Genomic DNA, 21,234 nt, shown 5'->3' with positions numbered 1-21,234 from the left:
GTGGCGCCGCTTCCACCGCAGCCCCCCACCGCTCGCACCTTCGCCTCCCCCGTGGTGGAGGCCAAGAGCTGGCTTTCCGGCCTCACCTTTCCGCCCGAGCGCCCGCTGATCGACGCAGGCCAAGCCGCACCCGCCGACCCGCCGCCCGAGGCGCTACGCCGCGTCATCGCCGAGGCCGCGCTCAACGATGACAGCGCCCACCACTACGGCGCCGTGCTGGGGCTGGGGGCGCTGCGCGAGGAACTGGCCGCCAACATCTCCGCCACCTACGGCGGCCGCGTGGCAGCGGCGCAGGTCGCCATCACCTCCGGTGCCAACCACGCCTTCTGCGCCGTGCTCGCCTCGCTGGCCGGGCCGGAGGATGAGGTGATCCTGCCAACCCCTTGGTACTTCAACCATAAAATGTGGCTTGACATGGCCCACATCGGCACCGTCCCGCTGCCCTGTGATGCCGCCACGCTCCTGCCCGACCCCGATGAGGCCGCCTCTCTCATCACCGAGCGCACCCGCGCCATCGTGCTGGTCACGCCCAACAACCCCACCGGGGCCGAATATCCGCCCGCGCTGCTGGCCGCCTTCCAGGGCCTCGCCCGCGCCCGCGGCCTCGCCCTGATCGTCGATGAAACCTATCGCGATTTCACCGCCGCCACCGGCGCGCCCCACGAGCTCTTCACCGATCCGGACTGGGATGACACGCTCATCCACATCTACTCTTTCTCCAAGAGCTTCCGCCTGATGGGCCACCGCGTCGGTGCCGTGGCCACCTCGCCCACCCGTCTGGCAGAAATCGAGAAGTTCATCGACACCGTCACCATCTGCCCCACCCCGCTGGGCCAGAAGGCCGCGCTCTGGGGCTTGCAGAACCTCGGCCAATGGGTCGCCTCCCAGCGCGACGAGGTGCTCGCCCGTCAGGCCGCCATGCGTGATGCCGCCCCCGCTCTGGCCGATGCCGGCTGGCGGCTGGCGGGGCTCGGCGGCTTCTTCGCGTGGATCGAACACCCGATGGAGAGCGATGCCACCAACGTCGCCAAGGCGCTCGTGCGCGAGGCCGGGGTGCTGGCCCTGCCCGGCACCTTCTTCTCGCCCACGGGCGATGCCGTGGGTGCCCGCGCCCTCCGGGTCGCCTTCGCCAACCTCGACGCCCCCGCCATCGGCCAGCTCGCCAATAGGCTAACCAGCTTCAATCTCGCAGAATTCAAGGCCCCCTGACCGCCCCAACCCTTGCCCCCCGCCCGAGGCCCGGATAACAAACGCCAACTGCATACAAAGCAAACGGGCGGAGCAATGGCACAGAGCGCGGGCAAGAAGCTGGGCAACATCGTGATCTGGGTCCTCATGGGCCTCCTGATCCTCGGTCTCACCGGCTTCGGCATCACCAGTTTCGGCAGCTCCATCAGCGCCGTCGGCACGGTCGGCGACGAGCCGGTGCCGGTGAACGAATATTACCGCGAACTGGTCTCCGAAATTGCCGCCGAAGAGCGCGACACCGGCCGCCAGCTGTCGATTTCCGACGCCGAGCAGGCGGGCATCCTCGCCCGTGTCCGCACCCGCCTCACCAACCGCGCCGCGCTCGACAATGCCGCCACCAACATGGGCCTCTCCGTGGGCGACGAGCGGGTGCGCGAGCAGGTCGTCTCCGCGCAGGCCTTTCAGGGCATCGACGGCAACTTCGACCGCGCCGCCTATCAGGGCGTTCTGCGCAACCGCGGCATGTCGGTCGCCGAGTTCGAGACCGGTGTGCGCAAAGACACCGCCCGCACCATCCTGCAAGGGGCCGTCGTAGGCGGCGTGCCCGCCCCCAAGGTCCAGATCGACACGCTGATGACCTACTTCGGCGAGCGCCGCAGCTTCCGCTGGGCGACCTTCGGCACCGATCAGCTGGCCGAGCCGCTGCCTGAGCCCTCCGAAGAGGAGCTGACCGCCTACTATCAGGCCAACACCCCCGATTTCACCCTGCCCCAGATGAAGCGCATCACCTACGCATGGGTGCTGCCCGAGATGCTGGTGGAAACCGTCGAAATCGACGAAGACGCCATCGCCCGCCTCTACGAGAGCCGCGCCGCCGAGTTCCAGCAACCCGAGCGCCGCCTTGTCGAACGGCTGATCTTCCCCACCGAGGAGGCCGCCGCCGAGGCCAAGGCCCAGCTCGATGACGGCTCCGCCACTTTCCAGTCCATCGTGGAGGCCCGCGGCCTGACGCTGGAAGATGTCGACCTTGGCGAGCTGACCCAATCCGACCTGCCCGGCGCCGCTGGCGAGGCCGTGTTCGCCCTCACCGAGCCCGGCGTCGCGGGCCCCTTCGAGACCGATCTCGGCCCGGCCCTCTTCCGGATGAACGGCATCCTCTCGGCGGTGAACATCCCGCTGGAAGAGGCGCGCGCGGACCTCGTCGAGGAACTGGCACAGGAGCGCGCCCGCCGGGTGATCTCCGACATGGAGATCGATGTCGAAGACCGGCTCGCCGAGGGCGCCACGCTCGAAGAACTGGCCGAAGAGACCGAGCTGGTCGTCGACCAGATCGACTGGTGGGAAGCCTCCGGCGAGATGATCGCAGGCTACAACGCCTTCCGCGACGCCGCCCTAACGCTCACGCAAGATGACTTCCCCACCGTGATCCGGCTCGAAGATGGCGGCATCTTCGCCATGCGCCTCGATGAAATTTTGGAGCCGCGTCTGCAAGAGCTGGACGAGGTCCGCGGCAAGGTGCTCGCCGGATGGGAAGCGCAGGAAACAGAGAAGCGCCTGCGCGTGCAGGCCGCCGATCTGCAGGCGCAGGTCGAGGCCGGTGCCGCCCTCAGCGCCTCCGCCGCCCCGGTCGACGAGGCCAACGCGCAAACCCGCGAGGCCCACATCGAGGGCACGCCCCCCGCGCTGATCACCACCGCCTTCGAACTCGAAGAGGGTGGCCTCGCCATCCTCGAGGCCTTCGGCAACGTCTACCTGCTGCAGCTGACCAAGGTGGAGGCCCCCGACGCCGAAGACGAGCGTGTCGGCCTCCTCACCCAGCTGCTCACCCAGCAGGCCGCCCAGTCGCTCTCGGTCGATCTTTACTCCGCCTTCGCGGGCGCCATGGCCCAGCAGGCTGGAGTCGAGTTCGACAATGGCGCGCTGTCGCAGGTCCACGCGCAGATCGCCACGCAGTAGTCACAACAAGCGATACACACCGCCCCATGAGCACGATCGAACCCAGCTTTGAGAGCTTCGCCAAGGGCTATGAGGCCGGCGAGAACCAGGTGGTCTATACCCGCCTCGCCGCCGACCTCGACACGCCGGTGTCGCTCATGCTCAAACTCGCCGGCGCGCGTGAAGACAGCTTCATGCTCGAAAGCGTCACCGGCGGCGAGGTGCGCGGCCGCTACTCCATCATCGGCCTCAAGCCCGACCTGATCTGGCAGTGCCACGGCGAGACCGCCCGCATCAACCGTCAGGCCCGCTTCGACCCGCAGGCCTGGGAGGCCGAAGCCGCCGCCCCGCTCGACAGCCTGCGCGCCCTGCTGGCCGAATGCCGCATCACCCTGCCCGATGATCTGCCCTCCGCCGCCGCCGGCCTCTTCGGCTACCTCGGCTACGACATGATACGCCTCGTCGAGCACCTGCCCGACGTGCCCGAAGACACCCTCGGCCTGCCCGACGCGGTGATGATGCGGCCCACCGTGGTCGCCGTGCTCGACGGCGTGAAGGGCGAGGTCACCCTCGTGTCTCCCGCCTTCACCGCCTCAGGCTTGTCGGCCCGCGCCGCCTATGCCCAGGCCGCCGAGCGGGTGATGGATGCCCTGCGCGACCTCGATCGCGGCCTCTCCGGCGAAAGCCGCGCGCTTGAGGCGGCGCATGAAACCCCCGAGCCGGTCTCCAACTTCACCCGCGAGGGCTACAAGGCCGCCGTCGAGAAGGCCAAGGACTACATCCGCGCAGGCGACATCTTTCAGGTCGTGCCCTCGCAACGCTGGGCCCAATCCTTCACCCTGCCCCCCTTCGCGCTCTACCGCTCGCTGCGCCGCACCAACCCCTCGCCCTTCATGTTCTTCTTCAACTTCGGCGGTTTTCAGGTCATCGGCGCCTCGCCCGAAATCCTCGTGCGCCTGCGCGAGGGCGAGGTCACCATCCGCCCCATCGCGGGCACCCGCAAACGCGGCGCGAACGAGGAAGAGGACCGCGCGCTCGAGGCCGACCTGCTCTCGGACGAAAAGGAACTGGCCGAGCACCTCATGCTGCTCGATCTGGGCCGCAACGATGTGGGCCGCGTCGCCAAGATCGGCACCGTACGCCCGACCGAGGAATTCATCGTCGAGCGCTACAGCCACGTGATGCACATCGTCTCCAACGTGGTTGGCCAGTTGAACGACGGCGAAGATGCCCTCTCCGCCCTGCTCGCAGGCCTGCCCGCCGGCACCGTCTCCGGCGCCCCCAAGGTCCGCGCGATGGAAATCATCGATGAGCTGGAGCCGGAAAAGCGCGGCGTCTACGGCGGCGGCGTCGGCTACTTTTCCGCCGATGGCGACATGGATATGTGCATCGCCCTGCGCACCGCCGTCCTGAAGGACGAAACCCTCTACATCCAAGCCGGCGGCGGCGTGGTCTACGACAGCGACCCCGAGGCCGAGTTCATGGAAACCGTGAACAAGAGCAAAGCCATCAAGGCTGCCGCCGACGACGCCGCCCGCTTCACCCGCAGTGGCAACAGCTGACCCCGCACCGGCGCGCGCCGCCCCTGCTCATTTTCTTGCTGAAAATATCTCCGGGGGGTGCGGGGGGCTGGCCCCCCGCTGCACACGAGTTCGGCCCAACACCACACCATAACACCAGCGTAGCTTCGCCAGCCCCATAGGATGGGCAATCCTGCCCACCACCCGGCGCCCTACCGCATCAACACCGCCGACACCGGCGCCAGCGCCACGCTCTGGCCCTTGCTCCCGGCGGCCCAGTTCATCAGGCTCTCCACCGTCGGGCCAAAGCTGTGGCCCATGACCACCACCTCGCCCTCCTGCCCGGCCCTGAAGGCCGCGCGGTCCAGCGTCCGGCCAATCGCGCCGCCATCCTCCCGCGCGCCGTCCAGAACCTTCCAGACCAGCGTCGAGGGCAGCCCGGCGCTCTCCGCGCCGCGGCGGGCCGAGTTCAGCCCGCTGTCCACAAACACCAGCCCATGCCCGGTATCGCCCGCGATCGCGAGCAATTGCCGGGTCAGCGCGGGGCTTTCCATTACCCCTTCCTCACCCGTGGCCAGCAGGCCCATCGCGCCGGGGAAGCGGCCAAAGTAGCTTTGCAGCGTGGTTTCCAAGTCCTGCGGCGTGGTCCCGGACGGCAGCCCTGCCGGCAGGATCAACACCTCGAAGCCCGCGTCCCGGTAGCCCTGCGCCGTCTCCGCCGCGCCCGGGTCGGTCGGGTCCACGGCAAAGGTCACCGGAAAGTCGAGCGCCTGCAGCGCCGCCCGGTCCACGCCCTGATCGCCCACGTCGAACAGGATGACCGAGACCACCGGCTTGCCGTCCTCATTGGTGAAGGGCGCGGCATTGGCGGCCAGCGCCGTCACCGGCGCGGCCTCCTCGACCTCTGCGCTGGCGCCGATGGCCGGAAGCCGCGAGCCGGGCTTGTTGCGCTCAGTCAGCGGCACCACCCGCTTGCCAAAGCCGCCGCCGCTCTCACCATTGGTCACGATCCGGCGCGGCAGGGTGCCGCCGCCGGTGCCGGTGCGCGGCTGCCGCTCGGTGATCGGCACCGAAGAGGGCGGCGCAGAAGGATCTGCCGGAAGCTCGGTTTCCCGCTCCACCGCGGCGCGCTCAGGCGCGGTCGTGGCCGGGGCCTCGGCCACCTCTGCGGGGGCCTCCCGCTCGGGCGCCGCCTGCGCAGGCGCTTGCCCGTCAGACACCGGCACCGCAGGCGTTTCGGCCACAGGGGCCTCCGCCTCGGGCGCGGGCCGCGCGGCCACCTCGGCCTCAGGCTCCACGATCTCCACCACCTCTGGCGCCTGTTCCTCGGCCAGTTCCGGTGCGGCTTCCGGTGCAGTCTCGGCCACAGCCTCAGGGGCCGCCTCCGGCGCCACACCCTCTGCCGTTTCCACTTCCGCCGGGGCCACCGCCTCGGATCCGGCCGCCTCACCGGCCTCCACCACTGGCTCCGTGCCGGTCACAACCTCCGCCTCGGAGGCCGCAGCCACCTCGGCCTCCCCGGCGCGCTCGGCGGTTTCACCGCCTGCCACCCGGGCCACATCACTGCCGCTGGCGGGTGCCACGGCTTCCACCGCCGCCTCGGCCACCACCTCTGGCGCAACCTCTGCCCCAGTCGCGGCCTCGCCGCTTTCGGCGCGCACCGGCTCGGCACGCTCGGCCTGCTCGCCCGAGGCCACCTCTGCCGCCGCCACCGGGGCCGCTTCGCTCTCGGAGGCGGCCACCGCCTCGCTGTCGCTCGCAGGGGCGGCTACGGCCTCGGCGCCCACCGTCTCCGGCGTGCTGCGCGGCACATCCGGCGCAGCCTCGGCCTCAACCTCCGGCGCCGCGCCCGCCTCGGGCTGGGCGGCGGCATCCGGCGCTTCGGCTCCGGCCACCGCGCCATCACTGCCGCCGATCACCGGGGCGGTTTCCTCCACCACCGGGGCGACAGGCGCGGCCACGCCCTCGGTCGCGGTTTCCGGCACGGCGGGCGGGGCGGTATCAGGCGCGGGGCTCTCGGCCACCGCCACTTCCACATCGGGTTGCTCGGGGGCTGCGGGCGCCACCGGCTCGGCCTCCGCACCCGGCGCTTCGGGCGCGCGGTCTTCTCCGGCGCGGGCAAACTCCGAGCCCGGCGGCGGCGTCAGATCGCTCTCCGCCTCGGTCTCCACCGCGCCCGCATCGGCCATCGGCTCCGGCGCCTCGGGGGCCGCATCGGCCTCCGGCGCTTCCAGCCCGCCCGCCGCAACAGGCCCGTCCACCGGCTCTTCACCCGCATCCGCGCCCGCACGCGCCGCCACATCCTCGGGCAGCGGCGTCATCACCGACGCACCGCCCAGCACCAGCACGCTTGCCAGCGCGCCCCATGCCACACCCGAGAGGAGTCCCTTGCCCATGTGCCCGACCTTTCGCCTGTTATCGCCGCACGCGCCTATTTTCTGAACGCGCACCGCATGTTACGCCCCACCGCACTGCGAGCCAGGGATGGGCTTGACCCCGGCGGCGGGCTGCGGGCAAGTATAGCGCCAACCGCGCGGCGGATCACCCCCCTTGCGCATCCCAGTTTCCCGAGGGCCAAATGCTGCTCCTGATCGATAATTACGACAGCTTCACCTACAACCTCGTCCACTATCTGGGCGAGCTTGGCGCCGATGTGCAGGTCCACCGGAACGATGCGTTGAACCCGCAGGAGGCGATGGCGCTGAACCCCTCGGCCATCCTGCTCTCCCCCGGCCCCTGCACCCCCAACGAGGCGGGCATCTGCCTCGATCTGGTGCACGCGGCGGCCGATGCCCGCATCCCGCTGATGGGCGTCTGCCTCGGCCACCAGTCCATCGGGCAGGCCTTCGGCGGCAAGGTCGTGCGCGCGGGCGAGATCGTCCACGGCAAGCTCGGCCAGATCCGCCACACCGGCAAGGGCGTGTTTGCAGGCCTGCCTCAGGGCGAGCTGAAGGCCACGCGCTACCACTCCCTCATCGTCGAGCGCGAGAGCCTGCCCGACTGCCTCGAAGTGACCGCCGAGCTGGAGGATGGCACCATCATGGGCCTGCGCCACACCTCGCTTCCCATCGAGGGCGTGCAGTTTCACCCCGAGAGCATCCGCTCCGAGCACGGCCACGCCATGCTCCAGAACTTCCTCAACATGGCAGCCGAGCCCGCATGAGCGATACCATCCGCAGCCTGATCGGCACCGCCGCCGAGCGCCCCCTCACCCGCCCCGAGGCCGAGGCCGCCTTTGCCGCGCTCTTCGAGGGCGAGGCCACGCCAAGCCAGATCGGCGGCTTCCTCATGGCGCTCCGCGTGCGCGGCGAAACCGTCGATGAAATCGCCGCCGCCGCCGCCGCCATGCGCGCCCGCTGCAAACCGGTGACCGCCCCCGAGGGCGCGATGGACATCGTCGGCACCGGCGGCGACGGCAAGGGCACTCTGAACATCTCCACCGCCACCGCCTTCGTGGTGGCGGGCGCAGGCGTGGTGGTGGCCAAGCACGGCAACCGCAACCTCTCCTCCAAGTCCGGCGCTGCCGATGCGCTGGGTCAAATGGGCGTCGAGGTCATGGTCGATGCGCAGGTGGTCAACCGCGCCATCGCCGAGGCGGGCATCGGCTTCATGATGGCCCCCATGCACCACCCCGCGATGGCCCATGTCGGCCCCACCCGCGCCGAGCTTGGCACCCGCACCGTGTTCAACATCCTTGGCCCGCTGACCAACCCCGCCGGGGTGAAACGCCAGCTCACCGGGGCCTTCTCGCCCGCATGGCTGAAGCCGATGGCTGAGGTGCTGCGCGATCTGGGCAGCGCATCGGCGTGGATCGTCCACGGCGGCGACGGCACCGATGAGCTCTCCATCGCCGCCGCCTCCAAGGTCGCCGCGCTGGATGACGGCGAGATCACCGAGTTCGAGGTCCACCCCGAGGAGTTCGGCCTGCCCCAGCACCCGTTCGAGGCAATCCTCGGCGGCACCCCGGCAGAGAACGCCGCCGCCTTCCGCGCCCTGCTGGAAGGCGAGAAAAGCGCCTACCGCGACGCCGTGCTGCTCAACGCCGCCGCCGCGCTGATGATCGCCGGCAAGGTCGCCACCAAGGCCGATGGCGTCGCAGCGGCTGCCGAGAGCATCGACAGCGGCAAGGCGCTCGAAAAGGTGCAAACGCTGGCCCGCATCACCTCCGCCAAGGCCTGAGCCCGTACGCCCCGGGCACTCGCCCGAGGCACCCCCCGCGCTTGACCCCTGCGCCCGCGCCCGCTTTCCTGCAGCGGGGCAAGCGGGAGACGGCTCATGTTCAGATGGTTCACACGCGGCGGCGGCTGGCTGGTGCTGCTTCTGCTCGCCGTCGGCGCCATCGGCCTCTGGGTCTGGGTCTCCGAGGGCGCCCGCGGCCGCGAGTTCGCCCGCAACGGTGTGGAGACCTCCGCCAAGATCGTCGAGCGTGACCGCCGGGTGCGCATCGGCGGCTCCAAGACCCCGACCACCGACTACCTGATCACCGTCACCTACACCTCCGGCACCGCGCCCGACCTCGCCTTTCACCGCGCGACCGAAACCGTCTCGTCCGACTTCTATTCCTCGGTCAGGGAGGGCGACACGATCACCGTCAAAACCCTCCCCGGCGCGCCCGAGGAGGTCGAGATCGAGCCAGGCGGCGTGTCCGACAACGCCTTCTACGCCGGCCTCGTCGGCGCAGGCTTTATCGCCTTCGCCCTTGTCGCCGCTTGGTTCTTCCACAGCACCCAGGTCGCTGCCCGCACCCTCCGCCGCCACGGCAACCGCACCGAGGCGTGCATCCAAGAGCTGCGCCCGGTTGGCAACCGCACCGCCCTCACCGTCACCTTCACCGACAGTCTTGGCCGCACCCAGCAGGCCGAGATCCCGCCATCCCCCACCAAGCTGGTGATGGGCGCCAAACCCGGCGACCGGGTCGCCATCACCTACGCGCCCGAAAACCCCGTGCAGGCCCTGCTCAGCGCGACCCTCGACTAAATCGCCATTGCCCCGCCCCGGCCCGCGCAATAGATGTGCCCCATGAGCCAGACCATTCTCGACCGCATCCGCGACTACAAACTCGAAGAGATCGCCGCCGCCAAGGCCGAGCGCTCCGAAGAGGCCATGCTCTCCGCCGCCGCCTCCGCCCCCACCGTCCGGGGCTTCCGTGACGCGCTGATCGAGCACTCCCGCCACGGCTACGGCCTCATCGCCGAGGTCAAAAAGGCAAGCCCCTCCAAGGGCTTGATCCGCGATGATTTTGACCCGCCCACGCTGGCGCAGGCCTATGAGTCCGGCGGCGCGGCCTGCCTCTCGGTGCTCACCGACGGCCCCAGCTTTCAGGGCGCGCCCGAGTTCCTGACCGCCGCACGCGAGGCCACCTCGCTGCCCGTGCTCCGCAAAGATTTTCTCTACGACACCTATCAGGTGCTGGAGGCCCGCGCCTGGGGTGCCGACTGCATCCTGATCATCATGGCCGCCGTCGATGACGCGCTGGCGCATGATCTTGAGGTCGCCGCCACCGAGCAGGGCATGGATGTGCTGGTCGAGGTTCACAACGAGGAGGAGCTTGAGCGCGCCATGCGGCTCGAGTCCCGCCTTCTGGGCATCAACAACCGCAATCTCCACACCTTCGAGACCTCGCTGGAGACCACCAAAAAGCTCGCACGGCTGGCCGATGCCAACCGCCTGCTGATCTCCGAAAGCGGCCTTGCCACCCCCGCCGATCTGGCCGAGCTGGCCCAATACGGCGCGCGCTGCTTCCTGATCGGCGAGAGCCTGATGCGGGCCGATGACGTGGCCGCCGCCACCCGCGCCCTGCTGTCCGACACCGCGAGGGCCTGACCCGTGGCGCTGACCCATTTCGATGCCGAGGGCCGCGCCCATATGGTCGACGTGTCCGACAAGGCCGTCACCTCGCGTATCGCGGTGGCCGAGGCGCATGTGAAGATGTCGCCCGAAACCCTCGAAATGGTTCAGAAAGGCAGCGCCAAGAAGGGCGACGTGCTGGGCGTTGCGCGGCTCGCGGGCATCATGGCCGCCAAGCGTACCCCCGATCTGATCCCCCTCTGCCACCCGCTGCCCATCACCAAGGTCGCGGTGGAGCTGGAGGCCGATGCCGATCTGCCCGGCATCCGCATCGCCGCGACCGTCAAGACCACCGGTCAGACCGGGGTGGAGATGGAGGCGCTGACGGCGGCTTCCGTCGCCGGGCTGACCGTCTACGACATGCTGAAAGCCGTTGATAAGGCGATGGAAATCGGCGGCCTCCGGGTGCTCCTTAAGGATGGCGGCAAATCCGGCCGCTACGAGGCGCTTTGATCTCGGTCGAGGAGGCGCTCGCGCGGATCTTCGCGCTGGTGGAGCCTCTGCCGACCGAGCCTGTCCCCCTCCGCCAAGCCGCTGGCCGCGTGCTCGCCGCCCCGGTCGTCGCCCCCCGCGACCAGCCCCCGTTTTCCGCCTCCGCGATGGATGGCTACGCTCTGCGCGGCCCCGTTGCCCCCGGCCAGCAGTTCACCGTGATCGGCGAAAGCGCCGCAGGTCGCGCCTCGGGTCTCTCCGTCGGGCCCGGCGAGGCGGTGCGCATCTTCACCGGCGCGCCCCTGCCCGAAGGCGCAGATCGCATTGTCATTCAGGAAGATGTCGAGCGGAGTGAAAGCACGATCACCCTGCGCGAAAACCTCGATGACGGCACCCACATCCGCCCCGCAGGCGGTGACTTCAAAGCAGGTGACAGGCTCGAGCCGGGCCGCCGCCTCACCCCCAACGCGCTGGCGCTCGCCGCCGCGATGGGTGCGCCCACGGTCACCTGCACCCGCAAGCCCGTGGTCGCCCTCATCGCCACCGGCGACGAGCTGGTGATGCCCGGCGAGGCCCCCGGCCCCGACCAGATCATCGCCTCCAACAGCTTCGCCCTCGCCGCTCTGTTCGAGGCCGAGGGCGCCGAATGCCGCCTGCTGCCCATCGCCCGCGACAACCGCGAGAGCCTCACGATGGCCTTCACCCTCGCCCGCGGCGCTGATCTGGTGGTCACCACCGGCGGCGCTTCCGTGGGCGATCATGACCTCGTGGGCGAGGTCGCCGCCGAACTGGGGATGGACCGCGCCTTCTACAAGGTCGCCATGCGCCCGGGCAAACCGCTGATGGCAGGCCGCGTGCTCGGTATGGCCATGGTCGGCCTGCCCGGAAACCCCGTATCGTCAATCGTTTGCGGCCACGTCTTCATCCGCCCCGCGATCCGCAAGATGCTCGGTCTGGGCGAGGCACCCGCCCCGCGCCGCCACCTTCCCTTGGCCGCGCCCATCGCCGCCAACGGCCCCCGCGCCCATTACATGCGCGCCACCGTCTCCGAGGGCGCCGTCACCGTCTTCGACCGGCAAGACAGCTCCCTGCTCTCGGTGCTGGACGCCGCCAATGCGCTGGTGGTCCGCCCGGTCAGCGATGGGGCGCGCGCAGCAGGCGAGATGATCGAGGTCATCGACCTCTGATCTGTCGGCCCCTGTCAGGAGGCTTGACACAAAACGTGAACTTTGCCAGAACATCTGCAAACGAGGCCGAGCATGGAGAGCCCGATGCTGACCAGAAAGCAGTTGGATTTGTTGAAGTTCATCGACACGCGGATGCGGCGTGACGGTGTGCCCCCCTCCTTCGACGAGATGAAGGATGCGCTCGACCTGCGCTCCAAGTCCGGCATCCACCGCCTTATCACGGCGCTGGAGGAGCGCGGCTTCATCCGGCGGTTGGCCCACAAGGCCCGCGCCATCGAGATCGTCAAGCTGCCCGAGGCGCTCGAGTCGCGGCGCCCCACTGGCTTCACCCCCAAGGTGATCGACGGCGCCCGCCCCGATGCGCCCCCGCCCCCCGGTGCCATGCCGGTCGAGGCTGCCGCCACCGAGCTGCCGGTGATGGGCCGCATCGCCGCCGGTGTCCCGATCGAGGCCATCAGCCAGGTCAGCCACCACGTCGCCGTGCCCAGCACGATGGTCAGCCGCGGCAAGCACTATGCGCTTGAAGTCAAAGGCGATTCCATGATCGACGCCGGCATCAACGATGGTGATGTGGTGGTGATCCGCGAGGGCAGCACGGCGGACAATGGCGATATCGTCGTGGCGCTGGTCGAGGATCAGGAGGCCACGCTCAAGCGCTTCCGCCGCAACGGCAACTCCATCGCGCTGGAGGCCGCCAACCCGGCCTATGAAACCCGCGTCTTCCGCGACGATCAGGTCAAGGTGCAGGGCCGCCTCGTCGGCCTGATCCGCACGTACTGAGCCGCCGCTACAGGCGGGACGACTCCCGCCCTAGGGCGACCACGGGCGGCGGCCGGCAACTTCGGCCGCTGTCACCAGCCTGCCATCCGGCATCACCGCCAACGCGCCCGTCTGCCGCATCCGCTTCGGGCTCCACAGGTCGCAGGCACCGGTCACAGCAGGCTTCGGCTCCACGCTCGTAATCAACAGCCCCGGCCCGCAAAGCCCCGCCGCCTTCGCCGCCGCACCCCGACCAGACACATGGGTCACCGCACGCCCCGCCGCCTCAAAGCGCAGCACGCCCGCCTCCGCCGCCCCCATCCGCGCCGCCGCCGCCTCCTGCGTGGCGCCGTCGCCGTCATTCTCCAGCCAGACCTCGGCGGTAAATGCCTCTCCCCTGTCCTTCGACAGCGCCCTGCCCTCCGGCCCCATCAGCCCGACCAGCCCGCCCCGGTCTGACACCAGCAGCACCGGGCGGTCCGCCTGCGTCCAGAGCAGCAGCGCCGCCGCCACGCCGCTCAGCCCCAGCCAGCGCCCCGCGCCGCGCGAGAGCACCAGCCAGAGCGCCCCAAGCGCCAAGAGCGGCAGCACCCACGGCCCCGGCGCGATCACATGGGTCACCGCGCCCTCCAGCCCAGCGACCCATGCCGCCACGCCCAATATCCATGCGCAGCCCCAACCCATGATCTGCAGCGGCAGCCAGCTCAGCCCCAGCGGCGCCAGCACCCCCGCCACCAGCGCCCAGGGCATCACCCAGAGCCCCATCACCGGCACCGAGGCGAGGTTGGCGATCAGCCCGTAATCCGCGATCCGGTTGAAATGTGCCGCCGCAAAGGGCGCCGTCGCCGCCCCCGCCACCGCCGAGGAGATCACCAGCGAGGCCGCGCCCTTCAGCACCGCGGGCCAGCCCCGGCCAAAGCCGCCCGCATCCCGCAGCGCCGCGAACACCGCCACCAGCGCCGTGGTCGCCGAGAACGACATCTGGAACCCCGGTGAAAGCAGCGCCTCGGGCCGTCGCAGCAGCACGATCACAGCCGCCAGCGCCACCGCCCTGAGCGAGATCGCCCGCCGCCCGATCAGCACCGCCCCCAGCATGACCGACACCATGATGAAGGCCCGCTCGGTGGCGATATTGCCGCCCGAGAGGCCAAGGTAGCCCGCCCCCGCCACCAGCGCGATCACCGCCGCCACCTTGCGCCCGTCGAGCCGCAGCGCGACCCACGGGACCAGTGCCAGCAGCGCCCGGATGGCGGTAAAGATCGTGCCGGTGAGCAGCCCCATGTGCAGCCCCGAGATCGCCAGCAAATGCGCGAGGTTCGAGGCCCGCAGGTGCTCTAGCGTGTCCTGCGACACCGCCGAGCGGTCCCCGGTCAGCAGCGCGGCGGCAAAGGCCCCCGGCTGGCCGCCGAGCCTTTCGCGTATCGCCTCCGACAAGGCCACGCGCGCCCGAAACAGCGCCAGCCCGCCGCGCCCCTGCTCCGCCGGGATCACGGCGAAAACCGGTGTGCGGGTGTAGCCCACCGCGCCGATCCCGTCGAACCACGCCTGCCGCCGAAAGTCATAGCCCCCCGGCTCCACCGGCCCCGGCGGCGGCGAAAGGTTCGCGGTCAGCATCACCCCCAGCCCCGGCTCAGGCAACAGCCAGCGCTGATCGCCATGCAGCGACACCCGCACCTTCTCCGGCACCCGTCCCGGCGCCATGTCGCCCAGCCGCACGTGGTCGAGCGTGAGCCGCACCGCGTCCGATTGCGAGCGGTCGATCCCGATGATCCGGCCTTCCACCGGCCCGTAATAGCGAAAATCCAGCACCGGAGCGGCCACCAGCGCCGTGCGCGCCCACCCCAGCGCGCCGCCCGCCAGCACCAGCGCAAGCGCCACGAAGAGCGGCGCGAGCGCCTCGCCTGCCAGCCGGGCCAGCAACAGCGCGGCGCAGGCGGCGGCCAGCGCAAGGCTCACCTGCCCGCCGCTCGGCTCTTCTGCGAGGGAGAAATACGCACCGATCCCCAGCCCCAGGCAGACCGGAGTCCACAGCAGCAGGTGCCCCCGTTGGGCAAGGAACGGCAGCGCCAGCCTCCCCCAAAGTGGTGGCCTTGCCCTGCCTGAGCCGATTGCATACACGGGGACCAGCTATACAAATCATCCTTTACAAAAGGTTAACGCGCCCCATGCCTTCGGACATGCCTGCCCAGGTCGTCACCCGTATCGCCCCCTCGCCCACCGGCACCATGCACATCGGCACCGCCCGCACCGGGCTGTTCAACTGGATCTTCGCCCGCAAGATGGGCGGCAAGTTCCTACTGCGCATCGAAGATACCGACCGGGCGCGCTCCACACCCGAGGCGACCGATGCGATCTATGGCGGCATGCGCTGGCTCGGGCTGGAGTGGGATGGCGACGCGGTGAGCCAGTTCGAGCGGGTCGAGCGCCACGCCGAGGTCGCCCATCAGATGCTCGCCGCCGGCACCGCCTACAAGTGCTTTGCCACGCAGGATGAAATCGCCGCCTTCCGCGAAGAGGCCAAGGCCGAGGGCCGCTCCACCCTCTACCTGTCGCCCTGGCGTGATGCCGATCCGGCCACCCACCCCGACGCCCCCTTCGTGATCCGCCTCAAGGCTCCGCGCGAGGGCGACACGGTGATCGAGGATGCGGTGCAGGGCACGGTGACCTTCAAGAACTCCACGCTCGATGACATGATCCTGCTGCGGTCCGATGGCACCCCCACCTACATGCTCGCCGTGGTGGTGGACGATTACGACATGGGCGTCACCCACGTGATCCGGGGCGATGACCACCTCAACAACGCCGCCCGCCAGTGCCACATCTACACCGCGATGGGCTGGCCCCTGCCGGTCTATGCCCACCTGCCGCTGATCCTCGGGCCGGACGGCAAGAAGCTCTCCAAGCGCCACGGCGCGACCGGCGTGGAGGAATATCAGAAGATGGGCTACCCCGCCCCCGCCATGCGCAACTACCTCGCCCGTCTGGGCTGGAGCCACGGCGACGACGAGTTCTTCACCGATGAGCAGGCCCGCGAGTGGTTCTCGCTCGACGGCATCAACAAGGCCGCCGCCCGCTTCGACTTCAAGAAGCTCGACAATCTCTCCGGCCAGCACATCGCTGCGATGGACGACATGGACCTGATGGGCGAGATCGAGGCGTATCTCACCGCCATCGAGGCGCAGGAGCTGACCGAAACCCAGAAGGACGGCCTGCTGCGGGCGATGTACTGCCTCAAGCCCTCCGCCCGCACCCTGCCCCAACTGCTCGAAAAAGCCGCCTTCGTGCTCGGCCAGCGGCCCTTCATTCCCGACGAGAAGGCGGCGAAGGTTCTGGACCCGGTATCCCGTGGTATACTGTCGGAATTGACGCCGCACCTGCAAAATGCTAGCTGGAACCGCGAGGCGCTGGAGGCTACTCTTGGCGAGTTCGCAGAGAGTAAGAACAGCAAGTTCGGACAGCTTGCAGGCCCCCTCCGCGCGGCGCTTTCCGGCCGCACGGCAACGCCGAGTGTGTTCGATATGATGCTGGTGATCGGCCGGGCCGAAACTTTGGCACGGCTGCAAGACGCGGCGACTTGAGAGCGCTTAACTCCGCGCTAACTCTGTCGCCGATATGAGAGGAACAACCCCGCGCCCGGGCCCTTGAAAACAAGGGTCCGTTGCGTGAGTGACCACCGAAAGGGACCTTCATGGCAGATACCTCCAAGACGGCGACGCTGACGTTTGAAGACAAGTCGATCGAGCTGCCGATCCATTCGCCCACCGCCGGGCCGGACGTGATCGACATCCGCAAGCTCTACGCCCAGGGTGACGTGTTCACCTACGATCCGGGCTTCACTTCCACCGCCGCTTGCGAGAGCACCATCACCTTCATCGACGGCGAGAAGGGCGAATTGCTGCACCGCGGCTACCCGATCGACCAACTGGCCGCCAAATCGCATTATCTCGAGGTCTGCTACCTGCTGCTCTACGGCGAACTGCCGACCGCCGAGCAGCTCGAAACCTTCGAGCACACCATCACCCACCACACCATGCTGCACGAGCAGATGCAGTATTTCTTCCGCGGCTTCCGGCGTGATGCGCACCCGATGGCCGTCATGGTGGGCGTGGTCGGCGCAATGGCCGCCTTCTACCACGACAGCACCGATATTTCGGACCCGTATCAGCGCGAGGTCGCCTCGCACCGTCTGATCGCCAAGATGCCGACCATCGCAGCCTGGGCCTACAAGTACTCCATCGGCCAGCCGTTCGTGTATCCGCGCAACGACCTGACCTATGCCGAGAACTTCCTGCACATGTGCTTCGCCGTGCCCGCGGCAGAGTACAAGGTCGACCCGATCCTGAGCCGCGCGATGGACCGGATCTTCACCCTCCACGCCGACCACGAGCAGAACGCCTCCACCTCCACCGTGCGTCTGGCCTCCTCCTCCGGCGCCAACCCGTTTGCCTGTATCGCCGCCGGCATCGCCTGCCTCTGGGGCCCGGCCCACGGCGGCGCCAACCAGGCCTGCCTCGAGATGCTCAAAGAGATCGGCACCCCCGATCGCATCCCCGAGTTCATCGCCCGCGCCAAGGACAAGGACGATCCCTTCCGCCTGATGGGCTTCGGCCACCGCGTCTACAAGAACTTCGATCCCCGCGCGACGGTGATGAAGCAATCGGCCGACGAGGTGCTCGACCTGCTGGGCGTCGAGAACAACCCGATCCTGGCGACCGCCAAGGAGCTGGAAACCCAGGCCCTGGCCGATCCCTACTTCGCCGAGAAAAAGCTGTTCCCGAACGTCGATTTCTACTCCGGCATCATCCTCGAGGCGATGGGCTTCCCCACCTCGATGTTCACCCCCATCTTCGCGCTCTCGCGCACCGTGGGCTGGGTCAGCCAGTGGAAAGAACAGCTCGCCGATCCGACCATGCGCATCGGCCGCCCGCGCCAGCTCTACACCGGCGCCCCCTTCCGTGACTACGTCGAGGTCGAGAACCGCTGAGCGCGGCACACCGCCACAAAACACAAGGGCCGCCCCACCGGGCGGCCCTTTGCTTTTCGGGTCAGGGGCGCCCTACCGCCCCTCGTATTTCGCCGGCCGCTTCTCCAGAAAGGCGATCACCCCCTCCTGGAAATCCCGGCTCTTGCCGCATTTGCCTTGCAGCTTCGCCTCCAGCGCCAATTGCTCTTCGAGGCTGTTGTCATAGGCACCGCGCAACGCCCGCTTGATCTGGCGGTAGGCCAGCGTCGGCCCGGCGGCGAGGTGTTGCGCGCGGCTCCACCAGTGGTCGGCAAAGCCCTCATCCGGCACCGCCTCCCAGATCATGCCCCATTGCGCGGCGTCGGTCGCGCTCACCGGCTCGGCAAAGAGCGCCGCCCCCATCGCGCGCGGAAAGCCCACCTGACGCGGCAGCCACCACGTGCCGCCCGCATCGGGGATCAGCCCGATCCGCGCGAAGGCCTGCAGGAACACCGCGCTCTCGGCGGCGATCACCACATCGGCGGCCAGCGCAAGGTTGGCCCCGGCGCCCGCGGCATGGCCGTTCACCGCCGAAATCGTCGGCACCCGGCACTCGTAGATCGCCTTCAGCATCGGCTCGTATTCGTCGATCAGCGTGCGCTCCATGTCGGCATCGCTGATCGAGGCACCCTCACCCAGATCCTGCCCCGAGCAAAAGGCGGGGCCGGCGCCCGTCAACACGATCACCCGCGCCTCCGCTTCGCCCGCCTTCACGGCATGCAGGATCTCGGCCCGCATCTGGGTGTCGAGGCAGTTCATCTTTTTCGGGCGGTTGAGCGTGATCACCGCCACGTGGTCTCGCACCGAGTAGCGGATCGCTTCGTAAATCATGTCCGGGCTCCCTGAGGTTTCCGCCGCAGGATACTGAACTTGCCGGTTCAGAAAAGCCCAAACACTGCGTCACCCGTCCTCGCCGAGCAACTCCTTCAGCCGGGCTTCCTCTTCCGGGTCCAGCGCCTCGGGGCCGCGGGCGGCATTGCGCTGCCTCTGGGCCGCAATCACCACGCCCAGCCCCGCCAGCAGCAGCGCCGGACCAGCCAGCCAGACGATCAGATTCCACCCGCTCGCGGGCGGGTTCATCAGCACGAAGTCCCCGTAATTGCGCAGGAAAGCGTCGCGCACCTCTTGGTCTGTGGCGCCTGCCAAGATCATCTCGCGCACCTCGCGCCGGGCATCCCGCGCCCAGTCGGCATTGGAGGAGGCGATGGACTCGGCCTGGCACTTCACGCAGCGCAGCTCATGGTCCAGCCCCCGCGCCCGCGCCTCCAGCACCGGATCGTCGAGCATCTCCGACGGGTCCAGCGCAAGGGCCGGCAGAACCAGGGCAAATAGCGCCGCAATGAGCCAGCCTGCCCGCCTCATTCCGCCGGCACTCCTTCGGCCCGCGCCCGCCGCGCGCCCGCCGCAAGGCGGAACCGCCGGTCGGAGAGCGAGATGAACCCGCCCAGCGCCATCAGAATGCAGCCGCCCCAGATCCAGTTGGCGAAGGGCTTGATATAGGTCCGCACGGCCCAGCCGCCCGCCGCCTGCTCATCGCCGATCACCACGTAGATGTCGCGCCAGAGGCCGTTGCGAATGGCCGCCTCCGTGGTCGGCATCGCCTGCACCGGGTAGACCCGCTTCTCGGGGTGCAGCACCGCCATCTCCGCGCCCTCCCGGCGCACCGCAATCTCCGCCATGGTGCTGAAGTAATTCGGCCCCTGCACCCGCTCCACACCCTGCAGCTCGATGGTGAACCCCGCCACCTCATAGGGCTGGCCGGTCTGCGCCACGCGAATGTCTTCCACCTGCCACGCGGTGATCGCCGCCACCCCGAGGATCGTCACCCCGAGGCCCGAGTGTGCAACGAACTTGCCCCAATCGGCCCGCGGCAGCCGCGCCAGCCGGCCCATCCGGCCCGCCAGCGGCCCGCGCCCGGTGCGGCTCATCAGATCCAGCACGCCGCCCGCCACGATCCAGACCGCAAGGCCAATGCCCACCGGCGCCAGCAGGCTCCGCCCGCTCTGTACCGCCCAGACAAGGCCCAATGCGGCCAGCGCCAGCACCGCAGCCGGGGCCACCGCCCGCAGGCTCCGGCCCAGCTTGGCCCGCTTCCACGGCAGCATCGCCCCCACCGGCAGGATCACCGCCAGCCCCACGATGAAGGGCGTGAAGGCGGTGTCGAAGAACGGCGCCTGCACGCTCAGCTTCTTGCCCAGAGCCAGCTCTGCGATCAGCGGCCAGACCGTGCCGACGAAAACCAGCAACGAGGCGACCGAGAGCAGCACGTTGTTCATCACCAGCGCGCTCTCCCGGCTCACGGTCGCGAAGAGGCCCTTGGCCTCCATTGCCCCCGCCCGCACCGCAAAGAGCAGGAATGCCCCGCCAACGAAGACCGCCAGAATGCCAAGGATGTAAACACCCCGCTCCGGGTCGTTGGCGAACGCGTGGACCGAGGTGATCACCCCCGAACGCACGATGAAGGTGCCGATCAGCGAAAACCCGAAGGCGGTGATCGCCAGCAGGATCGTCCAGGCCTTCAGCGCCTCGCGCTTCTCCACCACGATGGCCGAATGCAGCAGCGCGGCAGCAAAGAGCCACGGCATGAAACTTGCGTTCTCCACCGGGTCCCAGAACCAGAAGCCGCCCCAGCCCAGCTCGTAATAGGCCCACCACGAGCCCAACGCGATCCCGATGGTCAGAAACACCCATGCCGCCAGCGTCCACGGCCGCACCCAGCGCGCCCATGCGGCATCCACGCGGCCCTCGATCAGCGCCGCCACGGCGAAGGAAAAGGCCATGCTGAGGCCGACGTAGCCGAGGTAAAGAAACGGCGGATGAAAGGCGAGGCCCGGGTCCTGCAGCAGCGGGTTCAGGTCCTGCCCGTCCATCGGCGGGCTGGCCAGCCGGGTGAAGGGGTTGGAGGTGAAGAGGATGAAGCCGTAAAACGCCACCCCCACCGTCGCCTGCACCGCCAGCACCCGCGCCCGGAAGGTGTCGCTCAGGTTGCCGCCGAATACCGCCGCCGCGCCGCCGAAGCCCGCGAGGATCAGCACCCAGAGTAGCATAGAGCCTTCGTGGTTCCCCCAGACGCCGCTGATCTTGTAGATCATCGGCTTCAGCGTGTGCGAGTTGAGGGTGACGAGGCGCAGCGAGAAGTCACTGGTGACAAAGGCCCACGTCAGCGCCGCAAAGCTCAGCGCCACCAGCGCAAATTGCAGCACCGCCGCAGGCTCGGCCATGGCCATCCACCCGCCCCAGCGTTTTGCCGCGCCCACCTGGGGCACAATGGCTTGAACGACCGCAACCACGGCGGCGAGGATCAGGGCGAAATGGCCAAGCTCAGCTATCATGCCCGCCGTTCTACGCCATCCGCCCGCCGCCG

General features: G+C 69.1%; 17 protein-coding genes. 12 read left to right on the top strand and 5 right to left on the bottom strand.

The annotated features are described in order from the left end of the window. The 3 genes from ACUXVX_RS10055 (at position 1) to trpE (ending at position 4,685) form a co-directional block, all read left to right on the top strand. Positions 1–1,209 carry an aminotransferase gene (locus ACUXVX_RS10055; RefSeq protein ID WP_446311428.1) on the top strand — a complete coding sequence of 403 codons (1,209 nt, stop codon included), beginning with the start codon at positions 1–3 and terminating at the stop codon, positions 1,207–1,209. A 75-nt stretch (positions 1,210–1,284) separates the two neighbouring features. Further along, entirely contained in the window at positions 1,285–3,144 is a 1,860-nt protein-coding gene (locus ACUXVX_RS10050) for a peptidyl-prolyl cis-trans isomerase (RefSeq protein ID WP_446311427.1), read from the top strand. 26 nt (positions 3,145–3,170) lie between these two features. After that, positions 3,171–4,685, top strand: a complete 1,515-nt coding sequence (gene trpE, locus ACUXVX_RS10045; RefSeq protein ID WP_446311426.1) for an anthranilate synthase component I — start codon at positions 3,171–3,173, stop codon at positions 4,683–4,685. Between the two features lie 170 nt (positions 4,686–4,855). Here the strand turns inward: trpE and ACUXVX_RS10040 are convergent, their stop codons facing one another. After that, complete coding sequence (locus ACUXVX_RS10040) at positions 4,856–7,039, bottom strand: divergent polysaccharide deacetylase family protein (protein WP_446311425.1); 2,184 nt, start codon at positions 7,037–7,039, stop codon at positions 4,856–4,858. Positions 7,040–7,221: 182 nt separating this feature from the next. On the opposite strand from ACUXVX_RS10040, the gene ACUXVX_RS10035 reads away from it, so the two are divergent. The 7 genes from ACUXVX_RS10035 (at position 7,222) to lexA (ending at position 12,889) form a co-directional block, all read left to right on the top strand. Next, the gene (locus ACUXVX_RS10035; protein ID WP_222469681.1) at positions 7,222–7,806 is read left to right on the top strand and encodes an anthranilate synthase component II; all 585 of its coding nucleotides are present in this window, start codon (positions 7,222–7,224) and stop codon (positions 7,804–7,806) included. After that, complete coding sequence (gene trpD / locus ACUXVX_RS10030) at positions 7,803–8,822, top strand: anthranilate phosphoribosyltransferase (RefSeq protein ID WP_446311424.1); 1,020 nt, start codon at positions 7,803–7,805, stop codon at positions 8,820–8,822. Before ACUXVX_RS10035 ends, trpD begins: the two co-directional genes overlap by 4 nt. A gap of 96 nt (positions 8,823–8,918) precedes the next feature. Continuing rightward, positions 8,919–9,620, top strand: coding sequence for a hypothetical protein (locus ACUXVX_RS10025; RefSeq protein ID WP_446311423.1), 702 nt, complete (start codon positions 8,919–8,921; stop codon positions 9,618–9,620). Between the two features lie 42 nt (positions 9,621–9,662). Next, on the top strand, positions 9,663–10,466 hold the full coding sequence (gene trpC, locus ACUXVX_RS10020; protein ID WP_446311422.1) for an indole-3-glycerol phosphate synthase TrpC: 804 nt from the start codon (positions 9,663–9,665) through the stop codon (positions 10,464–10,466). A 3-nt stretch (positions 10,467–10,469) separates the two neighbouring features. Further along, on the top strand, positions 10,470–10,943 hold the full coding sequence (moaC, locus tag ACUXVX_RS10015; RefSeq protein ID WP_446311421.1) for a cyclic pyranopterin monophosphate synthase MoaC: 474 nt from the start codon (positions 10,470–10,472) through the stop codon (positions 10,941–10,943). Next, positions 10,940–12,109 (top strand): molybdopterin molybdotransferase MoeA, encoded by a 1,170-nt coding sequence (locus tag ACUXVX_RS10010; RefSeq protein ID WP_446311420.1) that lies wholly within the window; start codon positions 10,940–10,942, stop codon positions 12,107–12,109. The genes moaC and ACUXVX_RS10010 overlap by 4 nt, the downstream gene beginning before the upstream one ends. Positions 12,110–12,193: 84 nt before the next feature. Beyond that, the gene (gene lexA / locus ACUXVX_RS10005) at positions 12,194–12,889 is read left to right on the top strand and encodes a transcriptional repressor LexA (protein ID WP_222469687.1); all 696 of its coding nucleotides are present in this window, start codon (positions 12,194–12,196) and stop codon (positions 12,887–12,889) included. A gap of 30 nt (positions 12,890–12,919) precedes the next feature. Here the strand turns inward: lexA and ACUXVX_RS10000 are convergent, their stop codons facing one another. Beyond that, positions 12,920–14,824 (bottom strand): ComEC/Rec2 family competence protein, encoded by a 1,905-nt coding sequence (locus ACUXVX_RS10000; RefSeq protein WP_446311419.1) that lies wholly within the window; start codon positions 14,822–14,824, stop codon positions 12,920–12,922. A 221-nt stretch (positions 14,825–15,045) separates the two neighbouring features. Between ACUXVX_RS10000 and gltX the strand changes: the two genes are divergently transcribed. Together gltX and gltA are read left to right on the top strand one after the other, a co-directional pair. Further along, on the top strand, positions 15,046–16,446 hold the full coding sequence (gene gltX, locus ACUXVX_RS09995) for a glutamate--tRNA ligase (protein WP_446311418.1): 1,401 nt from the start codon (positions 15,046–15,048) through the stop codon (positions 16,444–16,446). A 110-nt stretch (positions 16,447–16,556) separates the two neighbouring features. Further along, positions 16,557–17,852, top strand: a complete 1,296-nt coding sequence (gene gltA / locus ACUXVX_RS09990; RefSeq protein WP_222469689.1) for a citrate synthase — start codon at positions 16,557–16,559, stop codon at positions 17,850–17,852. Positions 17,853–17,924: 72 nt separating this feature from the next. Here the strand turns inward: gltA and ACUXVX_RS09985 are convergent, their stop codons facing one another. The 3 genes from ACUXVX_RS09985 to ACUXVX_RS09975 all read right to left on the bottom strand — a co-directional run bounded on the left by ACUXVX_RS09985 (position 17,925) and on the right by ACUXVX_RS09975 (position 21,202). After that, on the bottom strand, positions 17,925–18,701 hold the full coding sequence (locus ACUXVX_RS09985) for an enoyl-CoA hydratase-related protein (protein ID WP_446311417.1): 777 nt from the start codon (positions 18,699–18,701) through the stop codon (positions 17,925–17,927). Positions 18,702–18,770: 69 nt separating this feature from the next. After that, positions 18,771–19,232, bottom strand: a complete 462-nt coding sequence (locus tag ACUXVX_RS09980; protein WP_446311416.1) for a cytochrome c-type biogenesis protein — start codon at positions 19,230–19,232, stop codon at positions 18,771–18,773. After that, positions 19,229–21,202 carry a heme lyase CcmF/NrfE family subunit gene (locus ACUXVX_RS09975; RefSeq protein ID WP_446311415.1) on the bottom strand — a complete coding sequence of 658 codons (1,974 nt, stop codon included), beginning with the start codon at positions 21,200–21,202 and terminating at the stop codon, positions 19,229–19,231. Before ACUXVX_RS09975 ends, ACUXVX_RS09980 begins: the two co-directional genes overlap by 4 nt. Between the last annotated feature and the right edge of the window lie 32 nt (positions 21,203–21,234).

This window comes from Vannielia sp. SX4 (genome assembly GCF_052828525.1).
Note: the sequence above shows the minus strand (reverse complement) of the source record. Positions and strands in the feature narration are given on the sequence as shown.

Coding starts and splice junctions, on each gene's coding strand:
- ACUXVX_RS10050 (WP_446311427.1), top strand. CDS start 1,285: ATGGCACAGAGCGCGGGCAAGAAGCTGGGCAACATCGTGATCTGGGTC.
- ACUXVX_RS09980 (WP_446311416.1), bottom strand. CDS start 19,232: ATGAGGCGGGCAGGCTGGCTCATTGCGGCGCTATTTGCCCTGGTTCTG.
- gltX (WP_446311418.1), top strand. CDS start 15,046: ATGCCTGCCCAGGTCGTCACCCGTATCGCCCCCTCGCCCACCGGCACC.
- ACUXVX_RS10025 (WP_446311423.1), top strand. CDS start 8,919: ATGTTCAGATGGTTCACACGCGGCGGCGGCTGGCTGGTGCTGCTTCTG.
- ACUXVX_RS09975 (WP_446311415.1), bottom strand. CDS start 21,202: ATGATAGCTGAGCTTGGCCATTTCGCCCTGATCCTCGCCGCCGTGGTT.
- gltA (WP_222469689.1), top strand. CDS start 16,557: ATGGCAGATACCTCCAAGACGGCGACGCTGACGTTTGAAGACAAGTCG.
- trpD (WP_446311424.1), top strand. CDS start 7,803: ATGAGCGATACCATCCGCAGCCTGATCGGCACCGCCGCCGAGCGCCCC.
- trpE (WP_446311426.1), top strand. CDS start 3,171: ATGAGCACGATCGAACCCAGCTTTGAGAGCTTCGCCAAGGGCTATGAG.
- ACUXVX_RS10035 (WP_222469681.1), top strand. CDS start 7,222: ATGCTGCTCCTGATCGATAATTACGACAGCTTCACCTACAACCTCGTC.
- ACUXVX_RS09985 (WP_446311417.1), bottom strand. CDS start 18,701: ATGATTTACGAAGCGATCCGCTACTCGGTGCGAGACCACGTGGCGGTG.
- lexA (WP_222469687.1), top strand. CDS start 12,194: ATGCTGACCAGAAAGCAGTTGGATTTGTTGAAGTTCATCGACACGCGG.
- ACUXVX_RS10040 (WP_446311425.1), bottom strand. CDS start 7,039: ATGGGCAAGGGACTCCTCTCGGGTGTGGCATGGGGCGCGCTGGCAAGC.
- trpC (WP_446311422.1), top strand. CDS start 9,663: ATGAGCCAGACCATTCTCGACCGCATCCGCGACTACAAACTCGAAGAG.